This is a genomic window from Oceanisphaera ostreae (assembly GCF_042676125.1).
GTDB classification, from domain to species: domain Bacteria; phylum Pseudomonadota; class Gammaproteobacteria; order Enterobacterales; family Aeromonadaceae; genus Oceanimonas; species Oceanimonas ostreae.
Genome location: NZ_JBHTJS010000035.1, coordinates 186,404 through 204,032, shown reverse-complemented (window position 1 = coordinate 204,032; position 17,629 = coordinate 186,404). Strand labels below are relative to the sequence as shown.

The 17,629-nt window shown below is 47.4% G+C and carries 12 protein-coding genes and 3 tRNA genes; 10 read left to right on the top strand and 5 right to left on the bottom strand.

The features are described from left to right. Positions 1 to 138 precede the first annotated feature (138 nt). The 4 genes from gyrA to aroA all read left to right on the top strand — a co-directional run bounded on the left by gyrA (position 139) and on the right by aroA (position 6,956). A complete protein-coding gene (gene gyrA / locus ACFQ1C_RS09430) occupies positions 139 to 2,949 on the top strand; it encodes a DNA topoisomerase (ATP-hydrolyzing) subunit A (RefSeq protein WP_379558346.1) in 2,811 nt (936 codons plus the stop codon). A 225-nt stretch (positions 2,950 to 3,174) separates the two neighbouring features. Continuing rightward, entirely contained in the window at positions 3,175 to 4,275 is a 1,101-nt protein-coding gene (serC, locus tag ACFQ1C_RS09425; protein ID WP_379558345.1) for a 3-phosphoserine/phosphohydroxythreonine transaminase, read from the top strand. A gap of 142 nt (positions 4,276 to 4,417) precedes the next feature. Next, entirely contained in the window at positions 4,418 to 5,518 is a 1,101-nt protein-coding gene (hisC, locus tag ACFQ1C_RS09420; RefSeq protein WP_379558344.1) for a histidinol-phosphate transaminase, read from the top strand. A 157-nt stretch (positions 5,519 to 5,675) separates the two neighbouring features. Then, the gene (gene aroA / locus ACFQ1C_RS09415) at positions 5,676 to 6,956 is read left to right on the top strand and encodes a 3-phosphoshikimate 1-carboxyvinyltransferase (RefSeq protein ID WP_379558343.1); all 1,281 of its coding nucleotides are present in this window, start codon (positions 5,676 to 5,678) and stop codon (positions 6,954 to 6,956) included. A gap of 121 nt (positions 6,957 to 7,077) precedes the next feature. On the opposite strand, the gene ACFQ1C_RS09410 is transcribed toward aroA, so the two are convergent. Next, positions 7,078 to 7,470, bottom strand: a complete 393-nt coding sequence (locus ACFQ1C_RS09410) for a MerR family transcriptional regulator (RefSeq protein ID WP_379558342.1) — start codon at positions 7,468 to 7,470, stop codon at positions 7,078 to 7,080. 134 nt (positions 7,471 to 7,604) lie between these two features. Between ACFQ1C_RS09410 and ACFQ1C_RS09405 the strand changes: the two genes are divergently transcribed. Next, positions 7,605 to 8,099: a hypothetical protein gene (locus ACFQ1C_RS09405; protein ID WP_379558341.1), complete on the top strand. Its 495-nt coding sequence runs from the start codon at positions 7,605 to 7,607 to the stop codon at positions 8,097 to 8,099. Here ACFQ1C_RS09405 and ACFQ1C_RS09400 read toward each other — a convergent pair. From ACFQ1C_RS09400 to ACFQ1C_RS09385, 4 genes are all read right to left on the bottom strand, one after another. Further along, a complete protein-coding gene (locus tag ACFQ1C_RS09400) occupies positions 8,096 to 9,913 on the bottom strand; it encodes an EAL domain-containing protein (protein WP_379558340.1) in 1,818 nt (605 codons plus the stop codon). The genes ACFQ1C_RS09405 and ACFQ1C_RS09400 overlap by 4 nt on opposite strands. Before the next feature lie 115 nt (positions 9,914 to 10,028). Continuing rightward, positions 10,029 to 10,104 (bottom strand) — tRNA-Asn (locus ACFQ1C_RS09395). Positions 10,105 to 10,166: 62 nt separating this feature from the next. Further along, a tRNA-Asn gene (locus ACFQ1C_RS09390) sits at positions 10,167 to 10,242 on the bottom strand. Positions 10,243 to 10,263: 21 nt separating this feature from the next. Then, positions 10,264 to 10,339, bottom strand: a tRNA-Asn gene (locus ACFQ1C_RS09385). Positions 10,340 to 11,421: 1,082 nt separating this feature from the next. Between ACFQ1C_RS09385 and phbB the strand changes: the two genes are divergently transcribed. The 5 genes from phbB to glnS all read left to right on the top strand — a co-directional run bounded on the left by phbB (position 11,422) and on the right by glnS (position 17,588). After that, positions 11,422 to 12,174 carry an acetoacetyl-CoA reductase gene (gene phbB, locus ACFQ1C_RS09380; protein ID WP_379558339.1) on the top strand — a complete coding sequence of 251 codons (753 nt, stop codon included), beginning with the start codon at positions 11,422 to 11,424 and terminating at the stop codon, positions 12,172 to 12,174. A 59-nt stretch (positions 12,175 to 12,233) separates the two neighbouring features. Continuing rightward, on the top strand, positions 12,234 to 13,442 hold the full coding sequence (locus ACFQ1C_RS09375; RefSeq protein ID WP_379558338.1) for an acetyl-CoA C-acetyltransferase: 1,209 nt from the start codon (positions 12,234 to 12,236) through the stop codon (positions 13,440 to 13,442). Between the two features lie 40 nt (positions 13,443 to 13,482). Then, positions 13,483 to 13,818 carry a phasin family protein gene (locus tag ACFQ1C_RS09370; RefSeq protein WP_379558337.1) on the top strand — a complete coding sequence of 112 codons (336 nt, stop codon included), beginning with the start codon at positions 13,483 to 13,485 and terminating at the stop codon, positions 13,816 to 13,818. A 104-nt stretch (positions 13,819 to 13,922) separates the two neighbouring features. Then, positions 13,923 to 15,707 (top strand): class I poly(R)-hydroxyalkanoic acid synthase, encoded by a 1,785-nt coding sequence (gene phaC, locus ACFQ1C_RS09365; RefSeq protein WP_379558336.1) that lies wholly within the window; start codon positions 13,923 to 13,925, stop codon positions 15,705 to 15,707. 216 nt (positions 15,708 to 15,923) lie between these two features. Further along, a complete protein-coding gene (glnS, locus tag ACFQ1C_RS09360) occupies positions 15,924 to 17,588 on the top strand; it encodes a glutamine--tRNA ligase (protein ID WP_379558335.1) in 1,665 nt (554 codons plus the stop codon). The last annotated feature ends 41 nt before the right edge of the window (positions 17,589 to 17,629 follow it).

Sequence of the window (17,629 nt, the reverse complement as noted above, 5' to 3'; positions counted from 1 at the left end):
ACAAAATTTAACCGCGAAAGGTCAACAGACCCTCGTGTTTTTTCACTACCAGCTTCAGTGCTCTTTGAACGTATTTGTATGGTAGAATGAAGCGTTTTTTATTGCGATATCAACAATAAACTGGGGACAAGACTAGCTATGACCGATCTGGCCCGAGAAATCATGCCGATAAACATTGAGGATGAGCTGAAACGCTCCTACCTAGATTACGCGATGAGCGTAATTGTAGGGCGTGCGCTACCCGATGTACGAGATGGTTTGAAGCCAGTGCACCGCCGCGTGCTGTTTGCCATGAACGAACTTGGCAACGACTGGAACAAAGCCTATAAGAAATCGGCCCGTGTAGTGGGTGACGTAATAGGTAAATATCACCCGCACGGTGATAGTGCCGTTTATGACACCATTGTGCGCATGGCACAGGAATTTTCTATGCGTTACACCTTGGTCGATGGCCAAGGTAACTTCGGTTCGGTAGATGGCGACTCCGCCGCTGCCATGCGTTATACCGAAATACGTATGGATAAAATATCCCACGAACTGCTGGCCGATCTAGATAAAGATACTGTCGACTGGGTGCCTAACTACGATGGCACCGAGATGATACCGGCGGTGATGCCCACTAAAGTACCTAACTTGCTGGTTAACGGCTCGTCGGGTATTGCCGTGGGCATGGCCACCAATATTCCGCCTCATAACCTCAACGAAGTCGTTGATGGTTGTTTGGCGCTTATTGAAGACGAAGACATCACCATCGATCAGTTAATTGAACTGATCCCGGGCCCCGATTTTCCTACCGGCGGCATTATCAACGGTAAGTCAGGCATTGTTGATGCCTATCGCACCGGCCGTGGCAAAATTTATGTACGTGCCGTGGCAGAAGTGCAAACCGATGAGAAGACCGGTCGCGAAACCATTATCGTCTCCGAGTTGCCTTATCAGGTGAACAAGGCGCGCTTAATTGAAAAAATCGCCGAGCTGGTAAAAGAAAAACGCATCGAAGGCATTACCGCACTGCGTGATGAGTCTGATAAAGACGGCATGCGTATTGTGATTGAAGTGCGCCGTGGTGAAGTGGGTGAGGTTATTTTGAATAACCTTTATTCACAAACTCAGATGCAAAATGTGTTCGGCATTAACATGGTGGCGCTGGACAACAACCAGCCGCGCATCTTTAACTTAAAAGATATGCTGAAGTGCTTTATTCAGCATCGCCGTGAAGTGGTGACGCGTCGTACTATATTCGAGCTGCGCAAAGCCCGTGATCGTGCTCATATCTTGGAAGGCTTAGCCATCGCGTTGGCTAATATCGACCCGATCATAGAGCTGATCCGCCGCTCACCTACCGCTGCCGAAGCAAAAGCGGGCCTGATTAGTCAGGGCTGGGAGCTGGGTAACGTTGCCAGCATGCTAGAGAAAGCGGGTGACGATGCCGCACGCCCAGAATGGCTAGAGCCAGAGTTTGGTATTCGTGATGGTTTATATCACTTAACCGAACAACAGGCTCAGGCGATTCTAGACTTGCGCCTGCATCGCTTAACCGGTCTTGAGCACGGAAAAATTCTGGACGAATATCAAAACCTACTCACGCTAATTGCTGAGCTGCTTTATATTCTGAACACGCCAGAGCGCTTGATGGAAGTGATTACCGAAGAGCTCGAACTGATTAAAGCTCAGTATGGTGATGCTCGTCGTACCGAGATCACCAACTCTAGCTCTGAGATCAATATCGAAGATTTGATCACCCGAGAAGATGTCGTGGTGACCTTGTCGCACCAAGGGTATGTGAAGTATCAGCCTTTGACCGACTATGAAGCCCAGCGTCGTGGTGGCCGCGGTAAATCAGCCACTAAGATGAAAGAAGAAGACTTTGTAGAGCGCTTGCTGGTAGCGAATACCCACGACACCATCTTGTGCTTCTCTACCGCAGGTAAGGTTTACTGGCTCAAGGTGTATCAGTTACCAGAAGCCAGCCGAGCCGCGCGCGGTCGACCTATCGTTAACTTGCTGCCACTCGATGAGAATGAGCGTATTACTGCCATCTTGCCGGTGCAGGAGTACTGCGAAGATAAGTATGTGTTCTTTGCCACTGCCGATGGCACTGTGAAGAAGACCAGCTTATCTGCCTTCCGTCGCCCATTAGCGTCGGGTATTCGTGCCATTAACTTACGCGAAGGCGATGAGTTGATTGGGGTGGATATTACCGATGGCAGCAACGAGATTATGTTGTTCTCGGATGCGGGTAAAGTGGTGCGCTTTGCCGAAGGCAGTGGCCATGATAATGCGCAAGTAAATGACGCTGACGCAATTGAAGGCGAAGCCGTTGAAGTGATCGATGCAGCTGACGTTATCGACGGTGCAGAAGCTGAAGATTCGGACGCAGCAGAAGCCGGTGAAAGCAAGCCGTTTAAAGGCGTGCGACCTATGGGTCGTACTGCGGCCGGTGTGCGTGGTATTCGTTTAGGCGCCAACGATAAAGTGGTGTCTTTGATTGTACCGCGTGGCGAAGGTCCGATCTTGACCGTCACCGAGAACGGTTATGGTAAGCGTACGGCGTTGGTTGAATACCCCACACGCAGTCGTGGCACCATGGGCGTATTGTCTATTAAAGTGGGCGAGCGTAATGGTGCGGTAGTGGGCGCGATTCAGGTCGATGATACTCACGAGATTATGCTGATCACCAACGGCGGCATCTTAGTACGTACTCGCGTATTAGAAGTCAGCCTTATTGGCCGTAATACGGCTGGTGTTCGTTTGATCCGTACCGGAGAAGATGAGCTGGTGGTAGGTTTGCAGCGCATTGAAGAGCCAGAAGAAGTCGAGCAATTTGACGGTGAAGATTCAGAAGGTGATGTAGCAGATATAGAGGCTACAGATCAGTCTGACACTCACGGCGAAGAGCAAGGCGATGATGGTGAAAGTGATGCCGCAGAAGAGCCTAGTCAGGAATAATAACGAACAATAATAATAAGGGGCCCCGGTGGCCCCTTTTGTTTATCTAAAGCGCCAACAGACAAACTCCTTTAATTTAGCCGCTGGGCGGTGTAAAACGATCATATCAAGATGGCGTTTTGCCATCATGATCATCAAGGCTCTATATACCAAAGAGGCAGGTGAATATCATCTGTGCTCAGCGACGTATTATCGATTATTTAGCAGATAGGGTAACGCAGGGAAATGGATAACATGGTTTATAACTTCAGTGCGGGTCCGGCTATGCTGCCGGTTGAAGTCATGCAGCAGGCGCAGGCTGAGTTTCGTAATTTTAATGGCTTGGGTGTGTCGGTGATGGAGCTGAGTCACCGAAGCAGCGACTTTATTGCGGTCGCGACACAGGCCGAGCAAGACTTGCGTGATCTAATGCAGATCCCCGACAATTATAAAGTGTTATTTTTGCAAGGTGGCGGCCGAGGCCAGTTTGCGGCGTTGGCGTTTAACCTGATGGGTAAAAATGCTAAGGCCGATTATATTGTGACCGGCCAATGGTCTAAGTCTGCGATTGCCGAAGCAGAAAAAGTAGGCACGGTACGAGTGCTGGACGGATTTGGCGAAGCCGAACTTACCGGTGAAGAGCAAGGCCCCCGCCCATTGGCTAAAGAATGGGACTTAGACCCAACGGCGGCGTTTGTGCATTACTGCATTAATGAAACCGTAGACGGTGTGGAGTATCCCTTTGTGCCAAAGACGGGTGATGTACCACTGATCGCTGACATGTCTTCGACCATTTTATCGCGCCCGATTGATGTGACGCAGTTTGGCCTTATTTATGCAGGCGCGCAAAAAAACATCGGTCCATCTGGTTTGGCCGTGGTGATTGTGCGCGAAGACTTGCTAGACCAAGCCTGTCCACAAACACCCATTATTATGGATTATGCAGCCTTAGCTAAAGCGGATTCGATGCTGAATACGCCACCAACCTATGCTTGGTACTTAGCCGGTTTGGTATTTAAATGGTTGAAGCGCCAAGGTGGCTTAACCGTCATGGGTGAGCGTAATAAAGCCAAAGCTGACTTGTTGTACAACTATGTAGATGCCAGTAATTTCTACCGCAATAATGTGCACACCGAGGCCCGCTCTTGGATGAATATTCCGTTTCAGCTGCAAGACGAGAGCTTAAACGACGCCTTCTTGGCACAAGCGAAGGCGGCCGGATTAGTCGCACTGAAGGGCCACCGTCTAGTTGGCGGCATGCGCGCCAGTGTATATAACGCCATGCCGATTGAAGGCGTACAGGCGCTGGTAGATTTCATGGATAAGTTTGCCAAACAGCACGCTTAAGACACAGCTGTAAGCTTTAAGCCGTAAGCTGTCAGCTGTCAGTTAAGGCGAACGATAAAACACTAGGTTACCAAGGTGTTTTTCTTTGGCTGATAGCTTAACGCTGACGGCTTACCGCTATTCGTTATTATAGGGAGCCATTGTGAGCATTAATTATTTAGCCCTGGCTAATGCTGGGGTAGAGATGTTGCATCCTTATCAGCCGGGTAAGCCGGTGGAAGAGTTGGAACGTGAACTGGGTATTAGTAACAGCGTGAAGCTGGCGTCTAATGAAAATCCGTTAGGCTTAAGCCCTAAAGCGAAAGCGGCCATTGAGCGGGCGTTGCCGGAACTGGCGCGTTACCCCGATGCCAATGGCTTTGGCTTAAAGTCGGCATTGGCCAGTAAGTTTGGCGTTAATATCGACCAGCTAGTGCTGGGTAATGGCTCGAATGAGTTGATTGATTTGGTGTTTCACACGTTTGTGGGTGCCGGTCAGCAGGTGGTGTTTTCCCAGTACACCTTTATTGTGTATGGCATGGCCACGCAAGCGCACGGTGCCAACGCGGTCGTAGTGCCCGCTAAAGACTTGGGACACGACTTAGACGCCATGGCTGCAGCTATTACCGACCAAACCAAGCTGGTGTGCATTACTAACCCGAATAACCCGACTGGTACTTTTTTAACTAAGACTGAACTAGCGACGTTTTTGGCTAAGGTGCCAAAGGATGTATTGATTATTTTGGACGAAGCTTACACCGAGTATGTGGCTGAAGACGAGCGACATCCGTCTATTGAGTGGCTGGCGCAATATCCGAACCTAATCGTGTCGCGCACCTTCTCTAAGGCCTATGGTTTGGCGGGGTTACGCGTGGGTTATATGGTGGCGCACCCTGAACTTATTAGCGTGCTTAACCGGGTGCGGGAGCCGTTTAACTGTAACAGCCTAGCCTTGGCTGCGGCTGAAGCGGCTTTAGACGATGAAGCGTATTTGTCTGAAGCGGTTACGCTTAATCGGCATGAAATGGCGCGTTACGAAGCTTTCTTTGACAGCCAAGGCTTGCGTTATATTAAGTCGCGGGGCAATTTTATTACCCTAGACCTGCAGCGCAATGCAATGCCTGTGTATGATGCGTTGTTGCGTGAGGGGGTAATTGTGCGGCCCATTGCCGGCTATGGCTTGCCTAATTGTCTGCGCATTAGTATTGGGCTCGAGCATGAAAACCAGCGCTGTCTGGAAGCGCTGACCAAGGTACTCGCATAAAACAGCGAGCGTCCGGTTACGAGCTTGCCCAAGCGCCTCGGCCCTGTTAACGTCTAGGGTCTGTTACTCTTTTTCATGACTCTTGAAAAATTTCACTACGAAAGAGCAACAGGCCCTAAGCTGCCTTGTTTTATTTATCCTTACCTCTAGGAATGTTATGGAAAGCCTTAAACTGTCTCCTATCGCCCGGGTGGAGGGCACCGTAAATCTGCCTGGCTCCAAATCGCTCTCTAACCGAGCGCTGTTGCTGGCCGCTCAAGCTCAGGGTATTACTCGCCTGACCAACTTGCTTGATAGTGACGATATTCGTTATATGCTTGATGCGCTAAAAACGCTGGGCGTGCAATACGAGTTGTCGGCTGATAAAACCGAGTGTGTCATTCATGGCTTAGGCCGGGCCTTTAGTGCAGCTGAGCCGGTGTCGTTGTTTTTGGGTAATGCGGGCACGGCCATGCGACCATTGTGTGCGGCCCTTGCGCTAGGCACTGGTGAATTTACCCTTACCGGTGAGCCGCGCATGTGGGAGCGACCCATAGGCCATTTGGTTGAGGCCTTGCGTGAAGCGGGTGCCGATATTAGCTACCTGAAAAACGATGGTTATCCGCCGATATTTATTAACGGTAAAGGGTTATGGGGCGGTGATGTTCATATTGACGGCTCTGTTTCTAGCCAGTTTTTAACGGCACTACTAATGGCGGCGCCTATGTCGTCTGGCGATACCCGAGTGCACATTAAAGGTGAGTTGGTGTCTAAGCCCTACATCGACATTACCTTGCATACCATGAGTCAGTTTGGGGTAGAGCTTGAGCACGACAACTACCAGACCTTTTATATTAAGGGTAATCAAACCTATGTATCGCCAGGGGAATTTTTAGTAGAAGGGGATGCATCGTCGGCGTCTTATTTTTTAGCCGCGGGCGCCATTAAAGGTAAGGTAAGAGTCACTGGTATTGGCCGCGACAGCGTTCAAGGCGATATTCTCTTTGCCGATGTGTTAGAAGCCATGGGTGCTAAAATTACGTGGGGTAATGACTTTATTGAGGCGGAGCATGTGGGCCCGCTGCAAGCCGTAGACATGGACATGAACCATATCCCCGATGCGGCGATGACCATTGCCACCACCGCATTATTTGCTAACGGTACCACGCGCCTGCGTAATATTTATAACTGGCGAGTAAAAGAAACTGATCGCCTATATGCCATGGCGACCGAGCTGAGAAAGTTAGGGGTAGAAGTAGAAGAGGGCGAAGACTACTTGGTAGTGACGCCAGCAATACAGCTGCAAGAGGCTGAAATTGCTACCTATAATGATCACCGCATTGCCATGTGTTTTTCGCTAGTAGCATTAAGCGACACCGCCGTGATTATCTTAGATCCTAAGTGTACCTCTAAGACCTTCCCAGACTACTTCGACAAGCTAGCTAGCATCAGCTGCTAACAACAGGATAAACGTTAAGCGTAAACAGTGAAGGGGAAGTGCCTGGGGCTAGCGTCCCTCTTCACCTTCACAAGTGTTTGTCTGTAGCTGATCGCTTACAGCTTAAGGCTTTCAGCTATATTTAGTGTTGTTTTATTTTATCTAGCGTTTCTCGAGCTTTAATGTCGGCGGCATCCAGCTCGGCGAGTACTTTTTCTATATCTTCTTGCTGCTGGCGCAGGCTGGCGCGCTTTTCTGCAATCATGGCTACCATAGAGTGTAACTGTGGGCGAGAACGGTGTTCGGCATCGTAGAGTTCGAATAGTTCGCGCATTTCTGCCAAGCTAAAGCCCAGTCGCTTACCCCTTATGGTGAGCGCGAGCCTAAATTTATCTTTATGGCTGTAAATACGAGTATTACCTTTACGCTTTGGGGTGAGTAAACCTAACTCTTCATAGTGGCGCAATGTGCGGGGAGTGATTTCAAATTCATGGGCCAACTCAGAAATACTGTAGGTCACTTCCTTATTGGGCATGACGATGACTCCTAGCTCTCTAGCAATAAATAAAGGACTCAACTTTACACCGATAAGTGAAAGCTGTGAAGCGTGGTTTTGACTCGCAGTGGAGATTACGCCAAGATGAGCATCGATTAACAGAGGAGTGTGTTGTGTTTATTTTCAAAGTGCGGGGGGCTGAAGGCGGCCAAGCCGAAATTCGCTTGCAAGCACTTGACTGGAGTGAGCAGGGCGTAACAACCTTTACCTGTAATAACGATAAGCTTGCGGTGCTGTTACTGTCAGAGTGTCGTTCTGGCCAGGGATTTTTTGAATTATTAGCCGGCACCAAGCCCATGTATGTGGAGCAATGGCTGGAATACTTGCAAGAAGCGGGCAGCATTGCTGATGTTGAACTGAAAATTTATAGCCCGCTAGACTCTGGTTACGGGGAGCTTTGTGGGCTAGATTCTGAACAAGTGCAACAACTGCTGAACTTAGTTTATCAAGTCGGTGGCTTTAACCGTTTACAAATTATGCGCTATCTCAAGCATCGACAAAGTTCAGCCATGATGTCGACACGCTATAGCCCAGATGAGCTAAAACGTTATCGACACCTTGGCGAACTCATTAATCAGCTGATCCGCCTTAAAGCGCCAAGCTCTTAAAGTACTAGCCCCTTAAAACTGTCAATGTCGCAAGGCTTAGCAATGAGATAGCCTTGTACCCCATCGATATGCATCGATTCGAGTAGCTCTTTCTGCCGTATTGTTTCAACGCCTTCGGCAATCACAAAGCAGCCCAAACGCTGTGCCAAATCAACAATCATGCGCATAAACTGTTGTGTAGTACTGTCTTCTTGGGTCTGTCTCACTAATAAACCGTCTAATTTAACATAGTCAGGCTTTATCTCTTTCAGTAAGCGAAATGATCCGTAGCCATGGCCAAACCGACTGATGGCAAAGCGAGCACCTGAGCGGCGGATCATATCGAGTAGACGCTTACCGGCTACCAATTGGTGTTGCAATACCTGCTCATCTAACTCAAAGATGAGTTTTGAGGTGATATCACGGTCGCGCATTAATATGCGCTCTAGCCAAATCAAGAAGGAGCTTTGTTGCAAACTAGCCGGTGTTAAGTTGATAGCCCAACGTTGTCCAGATAATGGCTTGTTTTGTATTTTTTGCAAAATCATTGAGATGATTTTTTTCTCAAACAGCATCGACATATCTAAGCGTTGCAATATGGCAAACACGGTGCCTGCTTGGTAAGTACCACCATCTGGATTTGGGAATCGGGTATAAATTTCGTTATAACCTAGCATCTCTTGTTTATACACTTTAACCGGCTGTACCTGCAGCAAAATTTGATTGTCAGTGAGCATGCTTTGCAGACGCTGACGCCACTGGCTTTCGCCCATGCTTTCACCGTCATTTTGCTTTAGTACCATACTCCAGCTGTTGGGTTCCCCGCCCTGTGCTTGAGCCAATGCTAAATCGGCTCGAATAAGCACTTGCTCTGCGGGCTGGCCCGGTAACAACTGGGTAAACCCAATGTATGCGGCACAACTAAGGTCATGCACATGCTGATAGTTATGTAGTTCTTGATTTAATAAGGTGCCTAGCTGTTTGGCGAGCGGCTGGCATGGGCCTTTGGTCAGAACTGCAATATCAGCACCACTAACGCGATAAGCTGTCGCGCCTAGCTCAGATTGAATTGTTTTACGTACCAGCTTAACGATATCTTGCAGATACTGGTCGCCAGCTTGAAAACCGTGTTCGGTGTTAATTTCTTGTAAGGCGCTGACCCTAACCATCATTAATGTGGCGGTTGCTAGCTGGTTTTCATTATCCAGAATAAGGTTAAGATCTCGACGAAATGCAAAGCGATTGCCCAAGCCGGTGAGACTGTCTTGATAGCTTTGTTTTTGCGCAAGTTCAAGCTGCTGCTGTAGCTCCTCTAATTTACTCTTATAGCTGTGGTGCAGGGTAACAATGCCTTGCTCAAGCGGGTGTTTGTGTTCTGCCTTAGCCTGTTCAGGAGAGAGAAGTAAGGTCTGAAAATAGCGATGCTTAGCGCGTTCACATTGGCGCCAACGTAGATATAAGACAGTAAACACCACTAAGGTGAACAGCACTAATGGCAAGGAGATAAGCGCCCATTGGCGAGTGGCAGCTTGAGTGTTGAGACGATAAAAAACCGGCGTTTGTGCAAGGGCGTACTGATGATTGGCTGCAGGCTGGCCAAACCACCAGCTGCCACTTGGGCTGGCCAGTGGCTGTTCAACAGACAGTTCATCAATGCCAAATAGTGAGAGGGTGTTTTTTTGAGTAGCAACCAGCGTGCTAAGATTGTTGTTAACCTTATCTACCTGCCGCTCCAGAGAGCTATAGCTGTTCCACCAAGGCAGTAAAATGCTGAGTAGTAACATAATAAAACCGGACCAAAGCAGAGCCTGACCAAAGGGACGTTTTTCCCGCATAGCCACAATCCTTGTTAAACGAGGAATTTAAAATAGGGGGTGTAACTGAAGAGTTTCAGTTGAATCACGCGACAGGGTGGATTTTGAGCTAGGATGCTTAATAAGGCAAGAAAATTGGCTCCCCTTGCTGGACTTGAACCAGCGACATACGGATTAACAGTCCGGCGTTCTACCAACTGAACTAAAGGGGAACAATTTTAAAACGGCAACCCATTTCACAGCAAGAAGCTAAGATGAAATGTTGGGTCTAATGTGGCTCCCCTTGCTGGACTTGAACCAGCGACATACGGATTAACAGTCCGGCGTTCTACCAACTGAACTAAAGGGGAACAAAACTTACTACTTTAAAATGGCTCCCCTTGCTGGACTTGAACCAGCGACATACGGATTAACAGTCCGGCGTTCTACCAACTGAACTAAAGGGGAACAGGCATTGCTTGAATGCGAAGCGCATGTTAAATGTTGCTCTGTAAGCTGTCAACACACAAAAGCATTTTGCCAGCTAAATCAGCTTGTTTGCTGCAAGAGTGTGCAATAGTCGGCGTAATTTTCAGCACGACCTACAGGTTTAGAGAAAAGACAGCCACGGGTGCTTACTTTAGTTAGCTGGTTAAGCAATGCAACATAATAACAGTGGTTCTGCTATCACTTCCGCCTTTCACTTGTCATTCTCGGCCCTGATTGACATTCCCGAAGGCGGGGAATCCAGGGTTTTTGGCGAAGAACTGTCAGTTTGCGGGTCGCCTACAACAAATAGACTGGATTCTCGTCTCCGCCTACGCGAGGGTAACGATAAAGGCACTGAGCCCACTTCAGTGATGAGGTATTGCTTATGCGCTTTAATGAGCGTTACTTTGCAGCTGAGCTGAAAGAAGCGCATCTAACGAACAGTAAAAAATAGCAAATTACATTATTATTTTAATTTAGGGCTATAATAAAAAGTGAATAACGGATCTAATCAATAAACTAACAGCGATAGAGTAAATACTGTAATTAAACAGTAAGGTTGAGAGGGCGCCGTATAATAGTTTTTTGCTCGGTACTTATTTTGTAATGTGAGCAATAGCTCTATTTACTGTGGGGCGACGTAGGTGAAATACGCTTGCTAGCACGGTTGAGGGTGTGAGATTATTTTATTTTGTGACTGTTTAACGTGAAAGGTAACACAGATATTTGTTTACAAATTGTTACTGACTTTGAAGCGCTGAAAGAATGTCTAGACTCACAGTGGGTGCAATCGGCAGCTTTCTTGTCACGATATTGTCATCTGTCACTTATATTTTATATGGTGAGCTGGTTTGTTATTGGTTTTAATGGTTTTTTAAATTTTTTAGATAGATCTGCTAATTAATTTCATTTTTCATAAATTAGGCCTATAGTATATGAATAGGATAAAGATAAATAGTTGACCTTAAGGGCAGGTATTTATCTAGGCATAGCATTGTTTTTTATTCTAATGTTCAGCATGAAGCTGATCAGACGATGTAGTTAAACAAAGGAGTGATTTGATGACAGATAAGAAGATTGTACTGGTTACTGGCGCCGCTGGCGGGATTGGTACAGAAGTGTGTCGTATGTTTTTAAATAGTGGATATAAAGTGGTTGCGACACATCGTCCAGGTAAAGAAAAAGCAGAACAAGCTAATAAATGGCTACAAGAAGAAAAGCTGGATGGAAAAGATATTCAATTACTAGCACTGGACGTGAGTGATCATCAAGCCGTTAGCGAAGTATTAGCCGAAGCGCTGCGCGATTTGGGTCGTATTGATGTATTGGTGAACAACGCGGGCATTACGCGCGACTCTACCTTTAAAAAGATGTCTTGGGACCAATGGCAGCAGGTGATGGAAACTAACCTTAGCAGCCTATTTAGCGTGACTCAGCCTGTATTTAACCAGATGTGTGAGCAGGGCAGCGGTCGTATTATTAACATATCTTCTGTAAATGGCCTAAAAGGTCAATACGGGCAGGTAAACTATTCAGCGGCAAAAGCCGGCATGATTGGTTTTACTAAGGCGCTAGCGGCTGAAGGTGCTCGCTTTGGTGTCTGTGTAAACGCAGTGGCTCCGGGTTATACCGCAACACCTATGGTTACGGCTATCCGTGAAGATGTACTGGACTCTATTAAAGCAACCATTCCGTTGAAGCGCTTGGCAACTACAGAAGAAGTAGCCGGTGCCGTTTTATACCTAGCAGGCGAGCATGGCGGCTATGTTACTGGCGAAACCTTGTCGGTAAATGGCGGCTTGTACATGCAGTAAACGTCAATGTCTGACTACTAATTATCTGACTGTTTTTATCAACGGAGTGAAATATATTTATGTCTGAACCTGTATATATAGTGGCGGCAAAGCGCACGCCTATTGGTAGTTTTTGTGGATCACTGAGAACAGTTCCTGCCGCCGAGCTTGCCGGTATTGCCATTAAAGGAGCATTAGAACAAGCCGGTTTAGCTGCAGAGCTCGTTAACGAAGTTATTGTGGGTAACGTGATCAGTGCCGGTCAAGGCATGGGCATTGGTCGTCAGGCCGCAATCGCTGGTGGTATTCCGGTAGGAATACCTGCATATAGCTTGAATATGGTGTGCGGCAGCGGCATGAAGACGCTGATGGATGCTTGTGCTCACATTAAAGCCGGCGATGCTGACATTGTTGTAGCCGCTGGTTGTGAAAACATGTCACAGATTCCGTTTATCGCCAAAGGTGATTTGCGTAATGGCCATAAAATGGGTGATATGGCGCTAAGCGACTTGCTTATTAATGACGGCTTAACTGATGTGTTCAACAAGTATCACATGGGTGTGACTGCCGAAAACGTGGTGGCGCAAGAAAATATTACTCGTGAAGAGCAAGATGCTCTGGCTGTTGCGAGCCAAAACAAGGCTGTTGCTGCCATTGAGGCAGGGCACTTTAAAGGCGAAATAGTGCCAGTAGAAGTAAAAAGCCGCAGAGAAACCGTTATTGTTGATACAGACGAATACCCTAAAGCAGACAGCAGTATTGAGAAGCTGGGCAAGTTGCGCCCTGCATTTAAAGCCGACGGCTCTGTAACGGCGGGTAATGCCTCCGGTATTAACGACGGCGGCAGTGCTATTATTGTGGCAAGCAAGTCGGCAGTAGAAAAATATGGTTTAACGCCGCTTGCAGAAGTAGTGGGTTATGGCCAAGGCGGTATCGACCCCGCCATTATGGGTTTGGGTCCGGTTCCTGCTATTGCGCAGGCATTAAGCCGCGCCAATCTGACATTGGCACAAATGGATCGTTTAGAGCTAAATGAAGCCTTTGCAGGACAAGCGCTGGGTGTGGTTAAACAGTTGTCTAAGAAGCACGATGTTGCCGAACAAGCCTTGTTAGAAAAAACCAACGTTAACGGTGGTGCTATTGCGCTAGGTCATCCACTGGGTGCTTCGGGTAACCGTATTTTGGTGACCTTGGTGCATGAGTTGCAGCGCAGCAATAGCGAGTTGGGTCTGGCATCATTGTGTGTCGGTGGTGGAATGGGTACTGCCGTGGTATTGAAACGAGTTTAACGCAGCTTGTTAAATTCTTCTCTGATTAAAGGAATCTGTTATGTACACGAATATTTTTCAGAACTTTAACGAGCACAGCGAAAAAGCTTTTGGCCCCTTGCTGAAATATAATCAGCTAGTTGCTAGTAACTTTACGGCTCTTACTAACTTACAGCTGGATGCGGCACGTCAATATGCCGATATCGGTTTGAGTCAGTTGCAAGCTGGCGGCCAGATTAATGATGCGCAAGCGTTGATGAATTATGGTGCTAAGCAATTAGAAACCATGACGCTTGTTAGCCAGAAAATGATGGCTGATTCAAAAAAGCTAGCCGATTTGGCGCAAGAGTTTAAAACCGGTTTAGAGCAACTGGTTGCCGACGAACAGAAAAAATAAGCTGCGTGACAGTCTTTAGTTAATTTATATGGCAGGGAAGGAGCTTGACGGCTCCTTCCCATTGTTGTTGTTGGGTCAGCGCAACTTTCTATCAAGGAAAAGCAATGCAGCAGAATACATTTAACGGCAATGAACCCATAGGTCAATTTTTTAATTGGAATGAAACCATGTGGACCGAGATGCAAAAAGCAAAACTGGGTGATAACCCAATAAGCCAAGCATTATCACAAGTTAACTCCGACGACTTACAGATTTTTTATCAGGCATTATCAACCAATCCCATGCGCTTGCTCGAGATGCAAATGCAGTGGTGGCAAGGCCAGTTGGCGATTGGTCAAAATAGTATGATTAAAAGTATGGATAAAAGCACCGAAAGCTTAGTGCAAGATCCACCTGGTGATCGTCGATTCAAGCACAAAGGCTGGAAAGACGAACCGCACTTCGATTTTATGCGTCAGTCTTACCTGCACTTTTCTAAATCACTTACCGATATGCTGGAAGTAATAGAAGGCATACCCGACTCGGTACGAGAGCGCTTAAAGTTCACTTTTCGTCAAACTATCAACGCACTATCACCCAGTAACTTTCTCTGGAGCAACCCTGAAGTATTGCAACGTACCCTAGAAGAAAAAGGGGCTAACCTGATAAAAGGGATGGCGTTGTTTCAAGAAGATTTGGCAGCCAGTGCCGATAACTTAAAAATTCGCATGACGCGTCAATCGGCGTTTAAACTTGGTACGGATCTGGCTACAACGCCCGGTGATGTAGTGTTTAGAAACGACATATTTGAATTGATTCAATATGCGGCTACTACCAAAACCGTCCATAAGACGCCGTTGCTGATCATTCCGCCCTTTATCAATAAATTTTATATTCTTGATCTTAAAGAGCAGAATTCCTTAGTCGCTTGGCTGCGCGATCAAGGACACAGTGTGTTTATTATGTCGTGGCGTAACCCGGGTAAAGCTCAAGGCAGCACCAGCTTTTCTGACCTGATCGAATCAGGCACGATGGAAGCCATTCGCGTTATCGAAAAAATTACTACCGAAAAAGAAGTAAACGCCATTGGTTATTGCATTGGCGGTACCTTGCTGGCGGCAACGCAAGCGGTGTATGCAGCTCGAAGCATGAAATCTCGGGTGAAAAGTGCGACTTACTTAACGACGTTACTCGACTTTACTCAACCGGGTGAAGTGGGTGTGTTCATTAATGAGCCGGTAGTAAAAGCGCTAGAGACGGTTAACGAGACGCAAGGGTATTTTGATGGCCGACAAATGGCGGTTACTTTCAGTTTGTTGCGGGAAAATAGCCTGTATTGGAACTATTACATCGACAATTACCTGAAAGGGCAGGAGCCGTCAGACTTTGACATCCTGTATTGGAACAGTGACAGCACCAACCTGAGTGCTACCTGTGCTAGTTTCTTGCTGCGTGACCTCTACCTGAATAATAGCTTGAGTCAGCCAGGAGCCGTTAAAGTGGGCGACTTCAGCATTGACTTAAGCAAGGTCAAAACGCCAAGTTACTTCCTGTCTACTAAGGAAGATCATATTGCGCTGTGGGATGCGACCTTTAACGGGTCACACTTATTAGGGGGCAATAAAACCTTGGTATTAGGTGAGTCGGGTCACGTTGCTGGCGTAGTTAACCCGCCAAGCAAAGAGAAATACGGTTATTGGTTAAGTGACGAGAACTTTGACACACCAGAACAATGGTTGGGTACGGCAAAACGCGAAGCCGGTTCTTGGTGGACGCATTGGCAGAAATGGGCAACGCCTTTCTTGGGTGACAAGTCGGTGCCTGCCAGAGCGGTAGGTTCAGATGACTGCCCAGCACTGATGCCTGCACCTGGGCGTTATGTTCAACAAACGTTGCCTATAGAAGAGTAACTTAATAACAGCTTTCAGCCGTCCGCTGTAAGCCGTCAGTAAAAAGCACCGAGCCTTCAAGCTCGGTGCTTTTTTGTTTTATCTGACGGCTGAAAGCTTACCGCTGTGGCTTAAGCTGTGTTTTAGAGGTTTATTCCCTGTGGGCTCTTGAGCCGTGGGCACAGATAGTGGATCATAGCCCTTTGATAATGCCGTTCCCACGTTCGAGGTGTATGAATGAGTCAGGTGGACCCCAGTCCTAGCAATTTTATTCGCCAAATCATTAATGAAGATTTGGCCAGTGGCAAGCATCAGTCAATACAGACCCGTTTTCCGCCAGAGCCAAACGGTTATCTTCATATTGGTCACGCTAAATCCATCTGTCTGAACTTTGGTATTGCCCAGCATTACCAAGGGAAGTGCAATTTGCGCTTTGATGATACAAACCCAGAAAAAGAAAGTGTTGAGTACGTTGAATCTATTCAACGGGACGTGCGCTGGTTGGGTTTCGAATGGAGTGGTGATATTCGCTATTCATCAGATTATTTTGAGCAGTTATATGGCTACGCCGTTGAGCTGATTGAAAAAGGGCTGGCGTATGTGGATGAGCTAACACCGGAAGAGATCCGTGAGCACCGCGGGACTCTCAAGTCACCTGGCCGTAACAGCCCTTACCGTGATCGTCCTATTACTGAAAGCTTAGATCTGTTCACTCGCATGCGTAACGGCGAGTTTAAAGAAGGTGTTATTTGCCTACGCGCGAAAATAGACATGGCATCGTCCTTTATGGTGATGCGCGATCCAGTATTGTATCGTGTACGCTTTGCCCATCATCACCAAACCGGTGATAAGTGGTGCATCTACCCGATGTACGACTTTACCCATTGTATTTCTGATGCATTGGAAGGGATTAGCCACTCGTTATGTACCTTAGAGTTTCAAGATAATCGCCGTCTGTATGATTGGGTGCTAGATAACATCAGCATCGACTGTCATCCACGACAGTATGAGTTTTCTCGTCTGAATCTTGAATATACGATGATGTCTAAGCGCAAGCTCAATCAGCTGGTAGTCGAAGGCCATGTTGAGGGTTGGGATGATCCACGGATGCCGACTATTTCGGGTCTGCGTCGCCGAGGTTATACCCCTGCAGCAATTCGTGAGTTTTGTTTACGTATTGGTGTCACTAAGCAAGACAACACCATTGAAATGGGCATGCTAGAAGCGTGTATCCGTGACGATCTCAACGAGAATGCTCCCCGCGCTATGGCGGTATTAAATCCGGTGCGTTTGGTGATTGAAAACCTACCTGCAGATCATGAAGAAATATTGCAGGCACCTTTGCATCCCAGCAAACCAGAGATGGGTACGCGTGCGCTACCGTTCTCTCGAGAAGTTTTTATTGATGCTGCGGATTTTCGTGAAGAAGCCAATAAAAAATATAAGCGTTTGGTGTTGGGTAAAGAGGTGAGATTACGTAATGCCTACGTGATTAAAGCTGAGCGCGTAGAAAAAGACGATTCAGGTAATATCACTACTATATTTTGCAGCTATGACGCCGATACCTTGGGTGAGGCTCCAGCTGATGGCCGTAAGGTAAAAGGCGTTATTCACTGGGTGTCGGCAAGACATGGCGTGCCTGCCGAAGTTCGTTTGTACGACCGACTGTTCAATGTGCCTAACCCTGGTGCTGTTGAGTCTCTTGAGGCAACATTAAACCCAAGGTCCTTGCAAGTATTGCAAGGGGCTATCGTTGAACCCTCGCTGTGTGAGGCTAAACCTGAACAAGCGTATCAGTTTGAGCGGGAAGGCTACTTCTGTCGCGATAGCCACAGCGAAGGCATGGTGTTTAATCTTACGGTGGCACTGCGTGACGTGTGGGGCAAGGAAGAGAGCGCGTAAGAGAAGCGGTACGCTTTACGCCGTACGTTAAAGCCATACAC

What these genes read in the sequence shown, in the direction of transcription:
- glnS (WP_379558335.1), top strand. Translation starts at nt 15,924, where the DNA reads ATGAGTCAGGTGGACCCCAGTCCTAGCAATTTTATTCGCCAAATCATT.
- phaC (WP_379558336.1), top strand. Translation starts at nt 13,923, where the DNA reads ATGCAGCAGAATACATTTAACGGCAATGAACCCATAGGTCAATTTTTT.
- ACFQ1C_RS09400 (WP_379558340.1), bottom strand. Translation starts at nt 9,913, where the DNA reads ATGCGGGAAAAACGTCCCTTTGGTCAGGCTCTGCTTTGGTCCGGTTTT.
- ACFQ1C_RS09370 (WP_379558337.1), top strand. Translation starts at nt 13,483, where the DNA reads ATGTACACGAATATTTTTCAGAACTTTAACGAGCACAGCGAAAAAGCT.
- ACFQ1C_RS09410 (WP_379558342.1), bottom strand. Translation starts at nt 7,470, where the DNA reads ATGCCCAATAAGGAAGTGACCTACAGTATTTCTGAGTTGGCCCATGAA.
- phbB (WP_379558339.1), top strand. Translation starts at nt 11,422, where the DNA reads ATGACAGATAAGAAGATTGTACTGGTTACTGGCGCCGCTGGCGGGATT.
- serC (WP_379558345.1), top strand. Translation starts at nt 3,175, where the DNA reads ATGGATAACATGGTTTATAACTTCAGTGCGGGTCCGGCTATGCTGCCG.
- gyrA (WP_379558346.1), top strand. Translation starts at nt 139, where the DNA reads ATGACCGATCTGGCCCGAGAAATCATGCCGATAAACATTGAGGATGAG.
- ACFQ1C_RS09375 (WP_379558338.1), top strand. Translation starts at nt 12,234, where the DNA reads ATGTCTGAACCTGTATATATAGTGGCGGCAAAGCGCACGCCTATTGGT.
- aroA (WP_379558343.1), top strand. Translation starts at nt 5,676, where the DNA reads ATGGAAAGCCTTAAACTGTCTCCTATCGCCCGGGTGGAGGGCACCGTA.